Raw genomic sequence first — 18667 nt, 5'->3', positions numbered from 1 at the left:
CTCCCCCTTTCTGGCGTCCCTTAAAAGAACGGCTTCGTTGTTCCTTATTTTCTCATCGCGTTGGCCAGAAATTCGACATCCGTGCCGACGACCACTTGCAAATCCGTTTGGTTGAGGCGAAGCACACCTTTCGCTCCCAAACGTTTCAATTCTGCTTCGTTGACTTTTGACATGTCTTTCACTTTTAGGCGCAAGCGTGTGACACAATTGTCAATTTGGGCAAGATTATCTTTTCCTCCCAACGCCTCGATATATTTTGCAGCAAGGTCCTCGTATTGGACGCCCGACTGCGCCGCACCGCTGTCGGCAAACTCGCCCTCTACCTCCTCTTCACGCCCCGGCGTTTTCAAATCGAGCTTCGTAATGAGGAAATAGAAGACGACGAAATAGACGACAGCATATACAAGACCTTGAACAATCAACCAATACGGTTTTTTCGCAATGCCGTAGTTTAAGAAAAAATCAATCGCCCCGGCCGAGAACGTAAACCCATGGTGGATGTCAAGCATTGTCGCCACTGCGAGCGACAAGCCGGTCAACACGGCATGGACAACGTAGAGCAATGGCGATAAAAACATGAAGAGAAACTCAATGGGCTCCGTAATCCCGGTTAAAAACGACGTCAACGCCACGCCAAGGAGCGCGCCGGCGACCGCTTTGCGACGCTCTTTTTTCGCCGCCGCGATCATCGCCAGCGCTGCCGCGGGCAGACCAAACATCATGATCGGGAAGAAGCCGGCCATAAAAATGCCCGCATCCGGGTCGCCGGCGAAAAAGCGGCTTAAATCACCCGTTTTTCCATGATACTCGCCAAACACAAACCAGACGAAACTGTTTAACACATGGTGCAATCCGACTGGAATGAGCAGCCGGTTGAGGAACCCGAAAATGCCGACGCCAACCGCCCCAGCGCCGACGATCCAATGGCCGACCTCGTTGATGCCGTCTTGAATCGGCGGCCATACATAGCCAAAAATCAAGGCAAGCACGAGCATGACAAGCGATGTCACGATCGGCACAAACCGCCGTCCGCCGAAAAAGCCGAGCCAATCCGGCAACTTGATATCATGATAACGGTTGTATAAAAGCCCGGCGATCACCCCGGAGATGATGCCGCCTAATACAGACATATTAATGTCTTTATCAATTGCGGCAGCGCCTTTCGTCAACACAAAATAGCCGATCGCCCCAGCGAGCGCCGCCGCACCGTTGCCGTCCTTTGAAAAACCGATGGCCACACCGATGGCAAAAATGAGCGCTAAATTGGAAAACACCGCATCGCCTGCGGCGGCGATAAATGGCAAGTTCAATAAATCAGGCTGGCCAAGCCGAAGCAACAATCCTGCCGCCGGCAATACGGCAATCGGCAACATTAACGCTTTTCCAAGCCGTTGCAAAAACCCTAACATCATGATCCTCCCCTTTTCATCTCAATCATAAATTTGTACCGGTCGCCGCGGTACACCGATTTGACGACTTCAAGCGGCCGACCGTCGACAAGGTGCGTGCGGCGCTCAAGCAGCAACACTGGAGCCCCTTCTTTCATCTTCAGATGCTCCGCCTCCACCTTGCGGGCGACAGATGCTTCCAATGTTTGAACTGCGGAGCCGATGATCATCCCTTTTTCTTTTTCAATAAATTCATAGACGGAACCGCTTACAACATCACGCGTCAGTCCGGGGACGAGATTGACCGGAATGTACAGCGTCTCCAACGCCATCGGCAAGCCGTCGGCCAACCGAAGACGGCGGACTTCGTAAAGGTCATCGCCTTCTGTGACGCCAAGTCCTTCAGCGAGCTTCCCGGAAGCCGGAACCGTCTCAAAGCTAAGGACGATCGTGCCCGGCTCCATGCCGCGTGATCGCATATCTTCGGAAAAGCTCGTCAGCCCTTTCAGCGGCTGCTCGATTTTGTTCGCGGCGACAAATGTTCCTTTCCCGCGCCGGCGGATGAGATAGCCATCGTTCACTAAATTGTTGACCGCCTGCCGAACGGTCATCCGGCTGATGTCATACATTTCCGCCAACTCGCGCTCAGACGGGATCATTTCGCCCGGCTGCCACTCCCCTTTTTCGATCTTTTCTTTCATATATTGCTCGAGCTGATAGTAAATCGGAATCGGTGACTGTTTATCGATCACGGCGCATCCACCCACCGCTTTTCCTTTGGGATGAGCGAGAGCGCCTCTCGGTCGGCGATGATCGTCACGTCCGGATGAAGGTGAAGCGCGGAAGCCGGCAAGTCCGGTGTGACAACGCCTTCGAGAAGTCGGGCCATGGCCTCCGCTTTTTCCTCACCTGACGCCAACAGCAGAATGCGGCGGCTCCGCAAAATGGTCGCAATCCCCATCGTAATCGCCTGGCGCGGCACTGCATCAAGCGACGGGAAAAAACGGGCGTTCGCCTTGCGCGTGGAAGCGGCAAGCTCGACGACATGGGTGGCCGATGAAAACGGCGTCCCAGGCTCGTTGAACCCGATATGGCCGTTGCATCCGATGCCCAAAAGCTGCAAATCGATGCCGCCCACTTCATCGATGAGCCGTTCGTAGCGGCGGCATTCTTCGTCAAGATCAGCGGCCAAGCCGTTCGGCACATGCGTCTCGTGAAGCGGGATGTCAAGCTTTGAAAACAAATGCTCATTCATATAATGGCGATAACTGTTCGGATGATCCGGACCGAGCCCGACATACTCATCCAAATTGACCGTGCGCACGAGCCGATACGATGTCCCATTCTGACGATGATCGGCGGCCAATTCGCGGTACACGCCGAGCATCGTCGAGCCGGTCGCCAAGCCGAGAACGGCGGTCGGCTTTTCCTTGACTTGTTTGATGATGATGTCCGCCGCCTGACGGCTCATCTCTGCGTAGTCAGCAACTTCCAAAAGCATTATGGCCATCGCTCTTCCTCCTTTCATCCGGCTTGCGATAAGCAAGAACGCCGCGGCAAAACGTCATCATGACTTCATATCGTTCATTCAACACGACAACATCCGCGTCTTTGCCGGGCCGCAAGCTGCCTTTCCGATCAAGCAAGCCAAGCTGTTTCGCCGGATTCCAGCTCGCCATGCGGATCACCTCTTCCAACGTGCAGCCCGTATAGTCGAGCACACGGCGGATGGCCTCGCCAAGCTTGAGCACGCTTCCCGCCAGCGTGCCATCGGCAAGCCGCGCCTCCCCGCCGCGGACGGACACCTCCTGGCCGCCAAGATCATACTGCCCATCGCCGAGACATTTCGCCCGCATGGCGTCGGTGATTAAGATAAGCCCCTCGCTTCCTTTATTCCGGTAAGCGAAGCGAACCATCGGCGGCGCGACGTGCAGCCCGTCGGCGATCAGCTCGCACATGACTTCTTCAAACATAAGCACCGCACCGGCGACACCCGGTTCACGGTGATGGATGCCGCGCATCCCATTGAACAGGTGGGTCGCATGCGTCACCCCTGCATGGACCGCCGCTTTTACTTCGTCGTAAACGGCATCGGAATGGCCGATCGAAGCGATCACACCCGTCCGTTTCAAGTAGGAGGCCAGTTCCAGCCCCCCGTCCCGCTCTGGGGCAAGCGTCACAAGGCGGATATGGCCGCCCGCCGCCTTTTGCCAGTGCTGGAACAGTGAGATGTCCGGATCGGCGAGATGGCGCGGGTGCTGCGCTCCGGCGCGCTTCGGCGACAAAAACGGCCCTTCCAGATGAACGCCGAGCACTTCGGCGGCTCCCGGCCTGTTCGCCTCCGCCATATAGCGAGCGACGTTGCGAAGCGCGGCTTCGATTTGTTCGCTTGGCGCCGTCATCGTCGTCGCCAGGAAACTTGTCGTCCCTTCCGCCGGCAAGGCGTTGGCCATCTTGTCAAGCGCCTCCGGGATCGCATCCATGACATCCGCCCCAGCCGCCCCATGAATATGGACGTCAATGAATCCCGGCACGATGGAAAACCGTGAGGAAAGTTCGATCACTTCCGCCCCTGCATCTGTTGGGCATGACGACATCGGCCCGATCGCGGCCACTTTTTCCCCTTCGATCAGCACATACCCTTGTTCAATGTTTCCTGTTTCTGCATACACTGCCGCATTTTTCAATATCCACTGCTTCATCGCGATTCCCCACTTTCTGTCTCTCATTATAACATTATATATTCTAGTTGTCTATACCACTAAAACAAATCCGTCAACCTGTCCGCTTCAGCATGAAAGAAGCAGGGAAGCCGCGGCTTCCCCGCTCTTCCAAACGGCGCTACGCTCCTTTCGGTCCGCGGGCCGGCAAATAAAACGAAAACGTCGTTCCTTCGTTCCGTTTGCTGTGGACGGTGATGAGCCCTTTATGCGCTTCGACGATGTTTTTGGCGATGGCAAGGCCTAACCCGGTGCCGGAACGGCCGCGCGTGCGCGCTTTATCGGCTTTGTAAAACCGTTCAAACACAAACGGCAAATCCTCTTCGGGAATGCCGGAACCAGAGTCTTGGACATGGATCGTCACGCCGTCGCCGCTTGGTTCGATGATGAGGCGAACTGTGCCGCCCGATTCCGTATGGCGGATGGCGTTGTCAATTAAGTTCGTCAACACCTGTTCGATCCGATCCGGATCGAGAGCGATTTCGATGTCCCGATCGCGAAACTCGGCTGTCAGCTCAATCTGCTTTTCTTTCGCCAGCCCTTGGAATTTGCGGATGATTCGCTCAATATACGGCACGAGCTGAACGCGCTCATAATGGAGTTCGATATGGCCGGCCTCCATGCGCGCTAAGTCAAGCAAATCGTTAACAAGGCGGCCCATGCGCAGCGACTCGTCGTAAATGACTTTCGCCATCTCTTTCTTCTCTTCTTCGCTCGCCGCGATATCGTCGATGATCGCCTCGCTGTAGCCTTGGAGCATGGCAATTGGGGTTCGCAATTCGTGCGAAACGTTGGCGATAAAGTCTTTGCGCAGCTTGTCAAGCCGTCGCTCTTCGGTCATGTCGCGCAAAACAGCCACCGCACCGCGCACCATCGTTTTGCCGTACAGCGGCGTCATTAAAATCACCCACGTCCGCCCCTGCAGCGTCACTTCCGTCGATTGCTCCTTCTCCTCGTGAACGACGCGGGCGAACAACTCTTTCACTTGCGGCGGCAACGGCGCCATCGCTTCCGCGTCGTTCCCTTGCTCAAAATACCACGCCTGCAAAAACCGCTCAGCCGGCGGGTTCGTAATCAAAATTTCCCCGTCGCGGTTAAACGTAATGACGCCATCGGCCATGCTGCTTAAAATGCTGGCGAGCTGTTCTTTTTCCTGGTTTAAGGCGTTGATGTTAAACTGCAGACGCCGCCCCATTTGGTTGAACGCCATCGCCAGCCCCCCGATTTCGTCATTGGTTAAAATCGGCACTTTCATGTCAAAATGGCCGCGCGCCATTTCAAACGCGGCTTGCCGCATTTTCCGAAGCGGGGCGGTGATGCGCGTCGACAAGAAAAAGGCAAAAAACGTTGTCATGACAATGGCGATAAACGCAGCGAGAAAAATAAGCTCTTTCGTCCGCTCCGTCGCGTCGGCGATCGCCTCGAGCGACTGATAGATAAACACAGCTCCTCGGCTGCCATCCGGCATCGACATCGGCACGCCGACCATGATCATATCACGGGGCAGCTTTTCTTTTGGCTGCCGCTCTGGCATATACAAACGCTTTTTCACCGTTTTCCCATCTGTCAGCACACGCCGCAAGTCCCGATCTTGGCGGATCGACGACAGCGGCATATTGTCCAAACCAGCATCGCCAGGCGAATACCAATAGTGCGACTCATCAGCGACGATGACAGCCTTCGTGCGATTGTCCACCAGCGTCCAAGCGATCGAGCGGGCAAGCCGCTCGTCGCGGTAATCGTGCATCACCTCGGCCACTTTTGTCGCCAGGCGGGTCAAGTCGTTTTCCGCTTCCTGCACATAATAATCTTCCAAAAATTTAATAAGCAAAATGCTTAAAATAAAGAGCACGCACGAAACGAGCAGCAAAATCGTAAACCATAGCTTGCCGACGACGCTGCGAAACAGCCACATCAGTCGTTCACTGCCTCAAACTTGTAGCCGACGCCCCAGACGGTGACGATCATTTTTCCCGCCTGCGGCGACGCTTTATTCAATTTTTCGCGCAACCGTTTAATGTGGGTGTCGACCGTGCGCAAGTCGCCGAAAAACTCGTAATGCCATACTTCCTTCAACAGCTGTTCGCGGTCGAACACTTTGTCGGGCGAGCGGGCCAAAAAGAGAAGCAGCTCATATTCTTTCGGCGTTAAGCTGACTTCCTTGCCGTCGACCGTCACCCGGTGGGCGTCGTTGTCAATCGTCAAATGCGGAAACACAAGCACGTCTTTCGCCGTCGTCTCCACCGGCGCGTAGGCGGCGTTCGCCGCGCGGCGCAACAGCGCTTTTACGCGCAGCACGACTTCGCGCGGACTGAACGGCTTGACGATGTAATCATCCGTGCCGACTTCAAACCCTTGCACGCGATTGGATTCTTCGCCTTTTGCCGTCAACATCATAATCGGCGTCGTTTTTTGCTCGCGGATTTCTTTGCACACCTCCATTCCATCTTTGCCCGGCAGCATCAGATCGAGCAAAATGACGTCATAATCATTCGTCAACGCCTTCTCCAACGCTTCATTGCCGTCGCCGGCCTCATCGATCACATAGTTTTCCCGCTCCAAATACATTTTCAAAAGCCGCCGGATGCGCTCTTCATCGTCAACCACTAAAACACGGATGGTTTTTTCTTGTTTTTCCAATGCTTTGCACCCTCCCATCATCAATGGAAACACTCCCTATTTTCTAGTTTACCGAAAAACCGGATGCTCGCCAACAGAGCATCCGGTTGTTTTCCATTATGTTCCGGCGTACGAGTGCAATCCCGCAATGACGAGGTTGACCGCCACTAAGTTAAACATAATAATGGCAAAGCCGATGACAGCAAGCCACGCCGACTTTTCACCATGCCAGCCTTTTGACAAACGAAGATGCAAAAAGGCAGCGTAAAACAGCCAAGTGATCAGCGCCCATACTTCTTTCGGGTCCCAGCCCCAAAAACGCGTCCAAGCGATTTGCGCCCAAATCATCGCGAAAATGAGCGCCCCGAGCGTAAACACGGGGAATCCGATCGCCACCGCCCGATAGCTGATCTCATCGGTCAAATCCAAGTTCACGTTCTTCACGAGCGGCTTGAGCGCGGCGGCAACGCGCTTGCGCAAGAAAATCCGAAGCATGATGTACAGCGCCGTTCCGGCTATGAGCGACCAGATGACCGTATTGAGCTTTCTTGCATTGATGATCGCCGGCATCTCAACAAGCGGCTCCATGCGGCCGGCGCTTTCTTTCATCAGCTCTCCTTTATGCGGTCCGACAAGCGCCGGCATATCGTAGCTGACCTCATCCGTCTGCTTGTTTTTGTCGACCCACGTGAACTTCGCTTCATACCCAGAAAGACCGAACGCTGTCGAAACGATGACAAAGCCGAGCGTGGTAATTAAGCAAAACATGACCACTTCGAGCCAAAACGTCCGTTTCGACGGCTTCGATTGATCGACGACGCGAATCAAATAGATGAGCCCAGCGACAAAGCTGATGGCCAAAATCGCTTCACCAGCCGCCGCCGTCGTCACATGGATGTGCAACCAATCGCTTTGCAAGGCGGGAATGAGCGGCGAAATTTCCCGCGGAAACATGCTTGCGTAAGCAATCACAAGCAACGCGACCGGCAGCGCAAACAAGCCGAGCACACTCACCCGGTAAATAAAATAAATAATGATAAAGGCAGCGACGAGCATCATGCCGAAAAAGGTCGTAAACTCGAACAAGTTGCTCACGGGCGCGTGCCCGGCGGCGATCCAGCGCGTCACAAAATAGCCGACTTGGGCGAGAAAGCCGATGATCGTCACGGAGATGCCGAGCTGCGACCAACGGTCCTTCTCTTGCCGTTCTTTTCGCTTGTCGCGAATGGCGCCGCCAAAAAAGAACGTGCCGATTAAATATAGAACGAACGCGATATAGAGCAACGTGCTGCTAAGCTGTGCCATGTCCATGGACTTGTCCCCCTTGTCCGGCTTTTTTGTCGTTTTCGAGCTGATCAGCCGGCATCATGACGCCGGTGCCGTCAAGCAAACGGCGCAGTTCGTTTTTCAAGCCGAACCAGTTTTTATTCGTGTGCGCGGCGACCCATAGCTCGCCGTTTACCCGCTGCACCCAAATGCGGCGGTGGTTCCAATACATCCCTTGGATGAGCCCGATCATGAAAATCGCGCCGCCTACCCCTAAAATCCAAAGCGTAAAGTCGCGGCGGACGGTCAAACCGGAGACATTGCGGGTTTGAAGCCCCGCGAACGCCATTTTGTATTTGTTGTTGCCAAACGGTTCGATCGTCTGCTGGATGGCGACAAAGCTTGTCTCCCCTTTCGGACGGTCCGGCGCGTACATTTTGAACACGAACGCCGGATTGTTCGGCACGCGCGACTTCGTTGACGGATTGCCGTCTTCATCAAACTCAAAATCAGGAAAATAGCTTAATAGCTCAACGCGATACCCATGTCCGAGATTGTACGACTCTTTCGGATCATACAAATCGACCGTCACCGTGCCGAACGTTTTCCCCGACTGCTTGTCCGCCAACTGAAATGACATCGCTTTCGGCTCATTCAAGCGGAAATCGACTTGGTAGAGCGCATAATGGTCGAACTCCAGCGGCTCGTTGACGCGAATCGGATACTCCTTCACTTTTTCAAGCTTCGGCTTGGCGCCGGGGATCACAGGACCGACGCGCTTATACAACACGACGTTTGTTTGATAGTTTTTGGCGATCATCCCGTTGCCGACGCGGTCGATGGCAGCGTTGAACACTTCGTTGTCTTTGCCTTTCTCATATGTTTCAAAAATAAATTTTTCACTCTTTAAAAAGTAGCGGCCGTTCGTCCCAGGAATTTCTTTCGTCTCCCCTTCCGGAATCCACATCACCCGATCGATGTACATGCCGGGAACGGAACGAAGCATCGCCCCGATCAAGAAAATGATGAGGCCGATATGATTGACGTACGGCCCCCAGCGGGAAAACCGCCCTTTTTCAGCGAGCAAATGCCCGTCTTCCTCGCGGACATGGTAGCGCCGCGCAGCCAGCCGTTCTTTCAACACCGCCATCGTCTTGTCGAGATCGCTCACATGCGAGACGCCAAACAACCGCTGCCGCTCTAAAAAGCGCGGATGGCGCTTCACCCCTTGCCGCTTCAAGGCGCGGTAAAGCGGAACGACCCGGTCCAAGCTGCAAATGACGAGCGAGACGCCGATTAAGGCGATGAGCAAAATGTACCACCATGAGCCGTACAAGTTGTTAAAGCCGAGCTCATAATACAGCTTCCCTGCCCAGCCGTACTGCTGCTTATAATACTCCGCCGGATCGACGTTCGGCGGAATATACATTTGCTGAGGGAAAATCGTGCCGATCGCCGAAGCAATGAGCGTGATGACGATGAGCGCCACCCCGACTTTGACCGACGAGAAAAACGCCCAAATTTGGTCGATCATCGTTTTTTTGTATGTTTGCGATCGGCGCGCGCTTCCTTCGTAGCGCATGTCCAAAATCAGTTTTTCTCCCAAATCGGCAAGCGGCTTGCCGCACGATTCACAAAACGCCGTGCCATGAGGATTGACATGGCCGCATTCGCATTTGACGTGTTCCATGGCGCAAAACTCCTTACGGTTTGATGCTTTCTAGATGCCGTTCGATGTCTTCTTTCGTCATCGTTCCGGTAATGATTTGTTTTACTTCGCCGTTTTTGTCAATCAAGAACGTTGTCGGCAGCGGCCCGACGTTATAAGCGTTCAATACTTGATCTTGACGGTCGATCACAATCGGAAATGTCAAGCCGAACCGTTCCGCGAATTTTTCAACGCTCAACTTCGGCTCACCGACATTGACAGCCAAAATTTCAACCCCTTGTTTTTTGTAAATCGGGTACAGCTCGTTCATATACGGCATCTCCCGCTCGCACGGCTTGCACCACGTTCCCCAAAAGTTCAAAAAAACACCTTTGCCGCGATAGTCTGAAAGACGATGTTCATGCCCTTTCAAATCGGTCAGCACAAAATCAGGCGCCGTCGAACCAACAGCGACAGCCGTTTTCTCCGTGAAAAAATTCGTGTAAATCGTATAGCCGATCGCCGCGAGCAACACGAGCAAAATCGCTGTCCTCATCACTAAGCGCTGTTGTTTTTTCATCGTTCAAACCCCTTTACGTTTCTCCTCCCCCACAGCCAACGCTAGAGGGGAGGCAAGCGGTCCACAATCTCCCATTTTCCATTATAGCAAAGTCCCTCGCTCGTTTATGCGCAAGGATATGAACGTTATGTGACAATCTTCGTCATTTTCTTCCCCCGGATTGGGCAAGGACACGCAGCAACTTCACCTCATGCGGCGTCAGCTCGCGGTATTCGCCGGGGCGCAGCCCTTTCAAATCGAGAAACGCGTACCGCTCCCGCTTCAGCTTCAGCACCTCGCAGCCGATCGCCTCAAACATGCGGCGCACTTGCCGGTTTCGTCCTTCGTGGATACGGATTTCCACAATGGCTGTCCCCTTCTTCCGGTCGGCGGAGAGCAGCTTCACTTTGGCTGGCGCCGTCATGCCATCTTCCAACTGCACTCCTTGTTCGAGCCGCTTCAGCTGTTCGTGCGTTGGAATGCCTTTCACTTTGGCAATGTACACTTTTTCAATTTCATACCGCGGGTGCATAAGCAGGTTGGCAAAGTCGCCGTCATTCGTCAACAAAAGCAGTCCAGACGTATCGTAGTCAAGCCGCCCGATCGGATAAATGCGTTTGTCCAGATCTTTGAAAAAATCGGTCACCACTTTGCGGCCTTTGTCATCTTTGACACTGGAAATCACCCCGCGCGGCTTGTACAGCAAATAATACACCGGCTCTTCGCGCTCGATCGGGATGCCGTCGACTTCGACATCATCGCGCGGCCCGACCTTGACGCCAAGCTCCTTGACGACGCGGCCGTTCACTTTCACCCGCCCTTGCAAAATGAGTTCTTCCGCCTTGCGCCTTGACGCGATGCCGGCGCGGGCGATCACTTTTTGCAACCGTTCCATTCTCTCTCACCTCTTTCATCATCTTACCCTTTCCGTCTAACAGATACAAGCAGAGCACTTTTTATTTTTCATTTTTCCCGTTCCCTTTGCAAACAAAAAGCCCGCCGGACGGCGGGAACGAAAAAAGGCGCCGTTTAGCGCCCGAATACAAACAAAACGATGAAAACAGAAACAATAAAGCTGAGAATGTCGGCCAAAATGCCGACTTTTAACGCATCGCCCATTTTTTTGACGCCGACGGCGCCAAAATAGACGGTGAGCACGTAAAGCGTCGTCTCCGTACTGCCTTGGATCGTAGAAGCAAGGCGCCCGATGAACGAATCCGGGCCGTAAGTAGCGATCAAATCGGTCGTCATGCCGAGCGCCGCCGTGCCGGAAAGCGTGCGGAGAGCCGCAAGCGGAACGACTTCGGCCGGCAGTCCAATGGCATCAGCCAGCGGTTTGATCACTTCCATCATGGCATCAAGCGCCCCTGAGGCTCGGAAAATGGCGACCGACACCAACATGCCGACCAAATACGGGATGAGCGAAAACGCGATCTCGATCCCTTCCTTGCCGCCTTCCACAAACGCTTCGTACGTCGGCACTTTCTTTGCTGTACCGTAAAGCAAAATAAAAGCAATGAGCGCAGGGATCAGCCAAACAGAAAGAAGTTGGACGATGGCCATTATGGCTTCCTGCCTTTCCGCATCCGTTTCCAATAATAGTACCGGTCAATCAATACCGCCCCAATCGTCGAAATCGTCGAAGCGACGATCGTCGTCCCAATGATCTCGCTCGGCGCCGCTGAACCGTACGTCATGCGGATCGAGATGACGGTCGCCGGAATGAGCGTAATGCCTGATGTGTTCATGGCCAAAAACGTCACCATCGACCGGCTAGCCTCGTCGCGGCCGCCGTTGAGCTTTTTTAGCTGCTCCATCGCCTTTATGCCCATCGGCGTCGCCGCATTGCCAAGGCCGAACATGTTGGCGACCATATTCGAGACGATATAGCCGAGAGCAGGATGGCCGGGCGGCACCTCTGGAAACAAGCGGCGTACGAGCGGCATAAACAGGCGCGCCGCTTTGTCAAGCAAGCCGGCGCGTTCAGCGATCGCCATCAGCCCGAGCCAAAACACTAAAATGCTGACCATGCCGATGCTGATCGTCACCGCTTCTTTGGCGCTTTCAAACACCGCTTTGTTCACTTCGTCCATCGTGCCGTTGGCCGCCGCAAAGACGATGCCAATGACCGCCATCATCACCCAAATGAGGTTAACCATCTCTTCTCACACCTAAAAAGCGAAATACTTGCCATAAAAACCCTCGGCCGCTTCCTTCCTTTCCCGGTTCATACAGCAGCGGCACCGAATCAACCGCCTTTTGATGCAAATAAAGCACCGCCTTTCCGACCTCTGTCGGCGCCCGTTCTGGGTATTTTTCCCATTCCTTGCGCGGCTTCAGCAAATACACTTTCACCCGCAGCCCGCTCTCCTCTTTATCGGTCACCGGATATCGCAAATCGCGGACCGCCTGCAGCCGCCCGCGGTAAAACGGATCAGAAATTTTGTCGACCACCCGCTCGCTGCTCACTTTGGCGATGTGATAATGAGAAAATCCATATTCGTACATAGCGATATGGTCATTCCAATCGTCCGGTGCATCCAACGTCACGGCGATCAAATCGATGCCGCCTTTGGATGCCGTCGTCACGAGCGTGCGATGGGCCCGTTTCGTATAGCCGGTTTTGCCGCCGGTGCAATATTCGTAAAGACTTGTCAACAACTTGTTTTTATTTCGCCACACACGCGCGCCGTCTTCGCCGGGCGGAGCGGGGGCGCGGTACACCTTCGTCCCCGAGATGCGCCGAAACTCTTTGTTTTTCATCGCATATTGCATGAGCAGCGCCATATCGTACGCGGTTGAGTAGTGGTTTTCCGCGTCATCCAACCCGTGCGGATTGGCAAACTCGGTATCACGCATCCCGATTTCAGCCGCTTTTTGGTTCATTAAAAAAACAAATCCTTCGACGCTGCCGCCGACATGTTCAGCGATGGCCACCGCCGCGTCGTTGCCGGAACGAAGCATCAGCCCATATACCAAATCGCGCAGTTTGATTTTCTCCCCTTGGCGCAAGTAAATTGACGACCCTTCGGTCCGGACAGCGCGGGCGCTGACCGTCACCGTGTCGTCCATCTTCCCCGATTCAATCGCCAAAATGGCGGTCATAATTTTCGTAATGCTGGCGATGCGCCGTTTTGTATAGGCATCCTTGGCAAACAAAACCCGCCCGGAATGCTGCTCTATCAAAATCGCGCTTTTTGCGCTCACCCCATCCATAGCGCGCATCCGCTCTGGAACAAATGCCATAATCCCCGCAGCGAGTGCAAGAATGAGCGCAATGAGCCGCTTCTGCTTATTCATCTCATATCGGCGAGGATCCCCCTCCTTTAAGGAGCGGGGAGGAATCGCCTGTTCCTCCTTTCCGATTAGGCTGAACGGGCCGCAGCCGAAGAAACGTCGCGGCGGAAACAGGCTGAACCCCAAAGCCGCGTTTTGTACAAGTGTATGCCTCGATGGGACAAATATGATGAAAAAATGCTGTTGCAAGGGGAGACAGCCTGAACGATCCGCTCCGGCGCTTGCGCTGGGCGCGTTGATGACATTTTCCCTGCAAAGAGAAAGCCGCTCCTTGAAACGGCGGACAGGTGTCCTGATGGATCGCAGCGCCTGCTCTCCCAAAAAAACGGGCAGGGGGTTCCCCCCCGCCCGTTTAAAACGGCTGCCAACGAAGCTTCTGCGCCTCATGAAAGCGTTCTTCAACGTTGCGCCAGTTGACGACGTTCCACCAATGTTCGATGTACGCCGCCCGATCATTTTTGTATTGCAAATAGTAGGCATGCTCCCACACATCAAGCACGAGAAGCGGGATCACATCCCATTGCGCCATGAGCTGGTGTTTTTCCGCCTGCAAAATTTCCAGACGGTGCGCTCGCGGCGCCCAAACGAGCAGCGCCCAGCCGACCCCTTCGGCGCTTTTCGCCGCTTCGGTGAAATGACGGCGAAAGGCGGTAAAACTGCCAAAATCGCGCTCGATTTGCGCCCGCAGCTCCCCGCGCGGCTCGCCGCCGCCCTCTGGATGCATGTTGTACCAAAAGATTGTATGCAAATAATGCCCGGAGCCGTGGAACGCCGCTTCCCGCTCCCAATGTTTCAACAGATCAAAATTGTTCGTCCGGCGCGCCTCGGCCATCATCCGCTCCGCCTGATTAAGACCGTCGACATAGCTTTGATGATGCTTCGTATGGTGAAGGCGCATGATTTCTTCGGAAATATGCGGCTCGAGCGCATCATAACGGTACGGCAGCGGCGGCAAGACATGACGGCCGGGCGCTACTTGTTGACGCGGCTCACCGCCGTCGTCCGCATCCACCCAGCGTCGCTTTCCATCGGTCACGTTGTCCACTTGATCCGGCTCGCCGTCAGCTGCATCAGTCGGCGAGTCGGAGAGCTCCGCCATAAAAGCCGGCTCTTTTGCGTCCTCAACCCGCTCTGCCGTCCCGCTGGTGTCAAGCCATCCGTCTTCGTTCTCTTTGTTTTCACTCTCCAGTTCAGGCGACACCGATTCCCCTTCGACTTGTTCTTGCGTCGCCTCTTCTTCCCGATCGGCAGCTGACGAATCAGCCAGGCGGACGGCCCGAGTGTATACGTCATCGACAAGACGCTGGAGCTCGTAAATCGCTTCTTCGGTCCATTCATCGCCGTGTCCATCGATGTACGCCAACAAAGACGAAAGCCCAACATCCTCAGCCATCCTGCGTGCAGACAGCGCCTGTTCAACTTGTCTTCCCCACGCAGCCGCTTCCATGACATACTGGCGAAGCGCACCGACATACACGTCATCGGCAAGGCGCTGAAGCTCGCGGACGGCCTCTTCCGTCCACTCGCCGTCATGCTCGGCAATAAACTCGAGCAGCGACGAAGCGCCATCCGTGCTTGCCCCACGCAAAGCGAGCGTCTCCTTGACTTGATTTCCCCATTCGTTCACCCTAGCCGCATATTGGGCGAACAACACCTGATCGTCCATTTGGTAAAAACCTCCTCCTGTTTTGTTCGCCATATCGTATGCTGTCATGGGGAAATCGTTCTTGTCCGCATTCACCCAAATTCCCGGCCGCTCATACATAGAGGAGCGAGGGCAGTCATCATAGGAAAAGACAGCAAGGAAGAACAGAATCGCGGTGATGCTTCCCTGCAGCGGGTCTGCAAATGAGCCATAGATAAACCGCTCAAAAAAATCGGGCTGACCCAAAACATATTCGCGTTTTGGGTCAGCCCCCCCTTTTTTCTGAAAAAGGCAGGCTGCTTTGGCAAACCGCCGGCTGCACCAAACGGTTTCCTTGTCCAGACGCACAGAAAACGCGGCGCCAACCGCATTTTCTCGTTACGCCGACCGTTCAGGCAAGCGGCACTCGCCGGTTTCCGCCCATTCGCTGACAAGCGCCTGCAGCGTTTTGGCGTCTACCTCAGCAAAATAACGGCGCAATTCCTCTTCATCATGAATGTAGACGCGCTTTCGCTTCCGATACGCCGGATTTTTCCATAAACAGACAAGAGCAATGATGTCGCGCAAATGAATGTCGCGCCCGTTAGCCGTAAACAGTGGATCGCTTTCATACGGCAGCCAATCAAGCAGCGCCGCCTCAAAATGGCGCAAATACAACACAGACAGCGTCCGCTCTTCGCCCCCGTCGCGGTACGTGACTTCCGAGCGGTTGAAATAGTCTTCAAACGTGTTCGATTGCGACTTTTGCAGCTCTTCACCGTACAGGCGGCAAACGTTCATGAGCGCTCTCCTTCCCGATCAGCCATTTTTCTTTAGTTTACCATATTCCGGCTGCCCATCGCTCAAATTTTCTGCTAATTTTTCGAAAAATAAATCCGCTTCCCGCTCGGATTCGCCATCGTCCGCCCATTCCGGCAGCGGCGGCAGCTCCTCGAGCGTTTTTAGCCCGAAATAATCGAGAAATTCCGGGGTTGTCCCGTACAAAATCGGCCGCCCGGTTCCTTCGGCTCGTCCAACCTCTTTAATGAGCGCCCGTGCCATCAGCGTCTGCAATGGCTTGTCGCTTTTTACGCCGCGAATTTCCTCAATCTCCGCGCGCGTAATCGGCTGGCGGTATGCGATAATGGCGAGCGTCTCAAGCGCCGCCTGTGACAGCGGCGATGCTCCCGGCGCTTCGACCAACTTCTTTAAATAGGGGGCGTGTTCTTTTTTTGTCGCCAACAAAAACACGCCGCCAAGTTCGACAAGCTGGATGCCGCGCTCTTCCCGTCGACAGTCTTGTTGAAGCTCCTCGATCACCGCTTTCGCCTCTAGCTCGCTGACTTCCAACACAGCAGCAATTTGTGAAAGCGACAGCCCTTCATCGCCGGCAGCAAACAACAGCGCTTCCACGATCGCCTTTGCCGAATTTGGCGCACCGGCGCCCTTTTTTTCTCTTTCGTTTTGTTCCATCGCCCTTCTGCCACGCCAAACTCGTTGGCGCCCCTCCTCCTTTCCTCCTGTTTTCGTCGTTTCCCAAGTCTTCTCACCCCAATGTGAGTCAGCTCTCCGCCTTATCATGGCATGGGCAAACAACAAAAGAAAAGCGGCCCGCCGCAGCGAACCGCCGCGGCCAAACCGCACCGCCTCAACCGGCTGGTTTCACCGCCAGAAACAAATCGCTGAAATTCCGTTCTTGCTCAACGATGATTTCATCTTGCTTCATCAACTCTAAAATGGCCAAAAACGTCACGACGATATACGAACGATCGTAGGACGGAAACAGCTCGTAAAAGTTTTTCCGCCCGTTCGCCTGCTTTAGTTCATGCAAAATTTCCGCCATGCGCTGTTCGACGGAAATATCTTGGCGGGAGATTTTCGCCCGCATCGGTTTTTGCAGTTTTTTTCGGCGCAACAGCTTCGACAAGGCGCCAAGCATATCGTATACGTTCACATCCAGCGGCGCCGCCTTTTTCTCATCCGCGTATGCGCTTAAGTCGCTCGGCGGCTTTGTAAACAAAAGCGCCCGCTCCTCTTCGCGCCGCTTCAGTTCGCGCGCCGCCTCTTTAAACTTTTTATATTCAAGCAGCCGCTGCGCCAGCTCCTCGCGCGGGTCCCCGTCATCGCCCCACTCGATGTCGCCGTCGACAGCTTCCTCATTGGAGGGCGGCAACAGCATTTTGCTTTTGATCGCAAGCAAGGTGGCCGCCATCACTAAATATTCGCTGGCGATATCCAACTCAAGCTCCTGCATGGTGTGAATGTACGCCATATACTGCTCCGTAATTTGCGCGACCGGAATATCGTAAATATCGATTTCATAGCGGTTGATCAAATGCAAAAGCAGATCAAGCGGCCCTTCAAACGCTTCGATTTTGACGTTGTACGGCAATTGCACATCCATCCCACCATTTTTTCCAGAACCACCGCCCGGTAGGCTCGTCTCCAGCTGCAGTACATTTATTGTATCATAACGAAGCGGCGAAGCGAACGGAAAACAGTCTCTTTTTTGCGCCGCAGGCCGCCGAAGTCGTATAATCGAAGAAGAGCCGTCCGCCTTCACATGGCGCGGCCCACTTTTGAAAGGAACGATGGCCGATGTATCCAAAAGCGTATATCGAGTATTTGGTCCATTTCCATAGCGACCGCGATTATTTTGAATGCCACGAAATTTTGGAGGAACATTGGAAACAAGACGGTCGAAACAAAGGTTGGCTTGTGCTCATTCAAACGGCGGTCGCTTTTTACCATTACCGGCGCGGCAACGTCTCGGGAGCGCTGCGCCTCATTCGACGGGCGCGGGCGCTGCTTGACGAAGCGCAAGAGATGATCCGGCGGCTCGGCCTCGATGACGAGGCGCTCGCCCGCTTGCTCGACGAGACGGCTGGGCGGATCACTCGCGGCGAACCGTACGAAAGCGTCGAACTGCCGATTCGCGACCGTTCCCTTTATGAGCAATGCCAGGCCGCCTGCGCCCACCGGCAGCTCGTTTGGGGGCAAGCCAGCGACCTAGCCAACCTTGATCTTGTGGATAAACACCGGCGCCGCGACCGCTCGGACGTCGTCGCCGCACGCGAACAAAAAAAACGGGCCAAAGCGGAAGGAGTTGGCTTCCCTCCCCCTCCGCCGCCCGCCTGAGCGCGGAGCCGCGCTAGTTTCGTTATTCGTTGCACGCATGGCATTTATCGAAAAACGAGGCGGTCCACTCGTTGGCGCACAATCGGCAGCCCGGGTACACCTCTTTCAATGCCTTGACCATCTGTTTTCCGATCCCTTGGTGGCGGTGTGACGGATTGACGCTGATGTGCTGGATTTCCACAACATCAGGAGCGCGCAACAGGACGCCGATAATGCCGACGATGTCATCCCCTTCTTTCCATAAAAACAGCTGCCAATCGTTGTTTGTTTCATACTGTTTCATCGTCTGCTGCAGCCGTTTCAGGTCTTTTTCCGTCGGCATAAACGACAACAGTCCCATGGCGATTTTCTCATAGTTTTTTCGGTAACGGATTAACATAAAAATCCCTCATTATCGACAAACGCTTT

Annotated in this window: 19 protein-coding genes; 1 reads left to right on the top strand and 18 read right to left on the bottom strand. The window is 54.5% G+C overall.

Going from position 1 to position 18667, the window contains the following annotated elements; translation table 11 throughout:
* Window positions 1-44: 44 nt before the first annotated feature.
* From nagE to B9L19_RS06865, 17 genes are all read right to left on the bottom strand, one after another.
* Entirely contained in the window at window positions 45-1409 is a 1365-nt protein-coding gene (nagE, locus tag B9L19_RS06945) for an N-acetylglucosamine-specific PTS transporter subunit IIBC (protein ID WP_047752865.1), read from the bottom strand.
* On the bottom strand, window positions 1409-2140 hold the full coding sequence (gene phnF, locus B9L19_RS06940) for a phosphonate metabolism transcriptional regulator PhnF (RefSeq protein WP_047752868.1): 732 nt from the start codon (window positions 2138-2140) through the stop codon (window positions 1409-1411). The genes nagE and phnF overlap by 1 nt, the downstream gene beginning before the upstream one ends.
* Window positions 2137-2898, bottom strand: a complete 762-nt coding sequence (gene nagB, locus B9L19_RS06935) for a glucosamine-6-phosphate deaminase (protein WP_047752864.1) — start codon at window positions 2896-2898, stop codon at window positions 2137-2139. The genes phnF and nagB overlap by 4 nt, the downstream gene beginning before the upstream one ends.
* Window positions 2870-4090, bottom strand: a complete 1221-nt coding sequence (gene nagA, locus B9L19_RS06930; RefSeq protein WP_025948537.1) for an N-acetylglucosamine-6-phosphate deacetylase — start codon at window positions 4088-4090, stop codon at window positions 2870-2872. Before nagA ends, nagB begins: the two co-directional genes overlap by 29 nt.
* 139 nt (window positions 4091-4229) lie before the next feature.
* Window positions 4230-6023 carry an ATP-binding protein gene (locus B9L19_RS06925; RefSeq protein WP_025948538.1) on the bottom strand — a complete coding sequence of 598 codons (1794 nt, stop codon included), beginning with the start codon at window positions 6021-6023 and terminating at the stop codon, window positions 4230-4232.
* Window positions 6023-6766, bottom strand: coding sequence for a response regulator transcription factor (locus B9L19_RS06920; protein ID WP_482788919.1), 744 nt, complete (start codon window positions 6764-6766; stop codon window positions 6023-6025). Before B9L19_RS06920 ends, B9L19_RS06925 begins: the two co-directional genes overlap by 1 nt.
* 78 nt (window positions 6767-6844) lie before the next feature.
* Complete coding sequence (gene ccsB / locus B9L19_RS06915) at window positions 6845-8032, bottom strand: c-type cytochrome biogenesis protein CcsB (protein WP_047752867.1); 1188 nt, start codon at window positions 8030-8032, stop codon at window positions 6845-6847.
* Window positions 8019-9683 (bottom strand): cytochrome c biogenesis ResB family protein, encoded by a 1665-nt coding sequence (locus B9L19_RS06910; RefSeq protein WP_025948541.1) that lies wholly within the window; start codon window positions 9681-9683, stop codon window positions 8019-8021. Before B9L19_RS06910 ends, ccsB begins: the two co-directional genes overlap by 14 nt.
* Window positions 9684-9696: 13 nt before the next feature.
* Window positions 9697-10221 carry a thiol-disulfide oxidoreductase ResA gene (gene resA, locus B9L19_RS06905; protein ID WP_011231764.1) on the bottom strand — a complete coding sequence of 175 codons (525 nt, stop codon included), beginning with the start codon at window positions 10219-10221 and terminating at the stop codon, window positions 9697-9699.
* A 142-nt stretch (window positions 10222-10363) separates the two neighbouring features.
* Window positions 10364-11095, bottom strand: coding sequence for a pseudouridine synthase (locus B9L19_RS06900; RefSeq protein WP_025948542.1), 732 nt, complete (start codon window positions 11093-11095; stop codon window positions 10364-10366).
* A 134-nt stretch (window positions 11096-11229) separates the two neighbouring features.
* Window positions 11230-11763, bottom strand: coding sequence for a spore maturation protein (locus B9L19_RS06895; protein WP_011231766.1), 534 nt, complete (start codon window positions 11761-11763; stop codon window positions 11230-11232).
* Complete coding sequence (locus tag B9L19_RS06890) at window positions 11763-12359, bottom strand: nucleoside recognition domain-containing protein (RefSeq protein WP_011231767.1); 597 nt, start codon at window positions 12357-12359, stop codon at window positions 11763-11765. Before B9L19_RS06890 ends, B9L19_RS06895 begins: the two co-directional genes overlap by 1 nt.
* A complete protein-coding gene (locus B9L19_RS06885) occupies window positions 12352-13500 on the bottom strand; it encodes a D-alanyl-D-alanine carboxypeptidase family protein (protein WP_020278277.1) in 1149 nt (382 codons plus the stop codon). The genes B9L19_RS06890 and B9L19_RS06885 overlap by 8 nt, the downstream gene beginning before the upstream one ends.
* 349 nt (window positions 13501-13849) lie before the next feature.
* Complete coding sequence (locus B9L19_RS06880; RefSeq protein ID WP_033012345.1) at window positions 13850-15163, bottom strand: superoxide dismutase; 1314 nt, start codon at window positions 15161-15163, stop codon at window positions 13850-13852.
* A gap of 357 nt (window positions 15164-15520) precedes the next feature.
* A complete protein-coding gene (locus B9L19_RS06875) occupies window positions 15521-15922 on the bottom strand; it encodes a hypothetical protein (protein ID WP_011231771.1) in 402 nt (133 codons plus the stop codon).
* 18 nt (window positions 15923-15940) lie between these two features.
* A complete protein-coding gene (gene scpB, locus B9L19_RS06870; protein ID WP_011231772.1) occupies window positions 15941-16594 on the bottom strand; it encodes an SMC-Scp complex subunit ScpB in 654 nt (217 codons plus the stop codon).
* Between the two features lie 175 nt (window positions 16595-16769).
* Entirely contained in the window at window positions 16770-17525 is a 756-nt protein-coding gene (locus B9L19_RS06865; protein ID WP_047752861.1) for a segregation/condensation protein A, read from the bottom strand.
* Between the two features lie 194 nt (window positions 17526-17719).
* On the opposite strand from B9L19_RS06865, the gene B9L19_RS06860 reads away from it, so the two are divergent.
* Complete coding sequence (locus tag B9L19_RS06860; RefSeq protein WP_011231774.1) at window positions 17720-18259, top strand: DUF309 domain-containing protein; 540 nt, start codon at window positions 17720-17722, stop codon at window positions 18257-18259.
* A gap of 22 nt (window positions 18260-18281) precedes the next feature.
* On the opposite strand, the gene B9L19_RS06855 is transcribed toward B9L19_RS06860, so the two are convergent.
* Window positions 18282-18638: a GNAT family N-acetyltransferase gene (locus tag B9L19_RS06855; protein WP_011231775.1), complete on the bottom strand. Its 357-nt coding sequence runs from the start codon at window positions 18636-18638 to the stop codon at window positions 18282-18284.
* Between the last annotated feature and the right edge of the window lie 29 nt (window positions 18639-18667).

Source organism: Geobacillus thermocatenulatus (assembly GCF_002217655.1).
GTDB lineage: Bacteria > Bacillota > Bacilli > Bacillales > Anoxybacillaceae > Geobacillus > Geobacillus thermocatenulatus.
The sequence above is the reverse complement of the archived record's forward strand: the minus strand, read 5'-3'. Positions and strand labels throughout refer to the sequence as shown.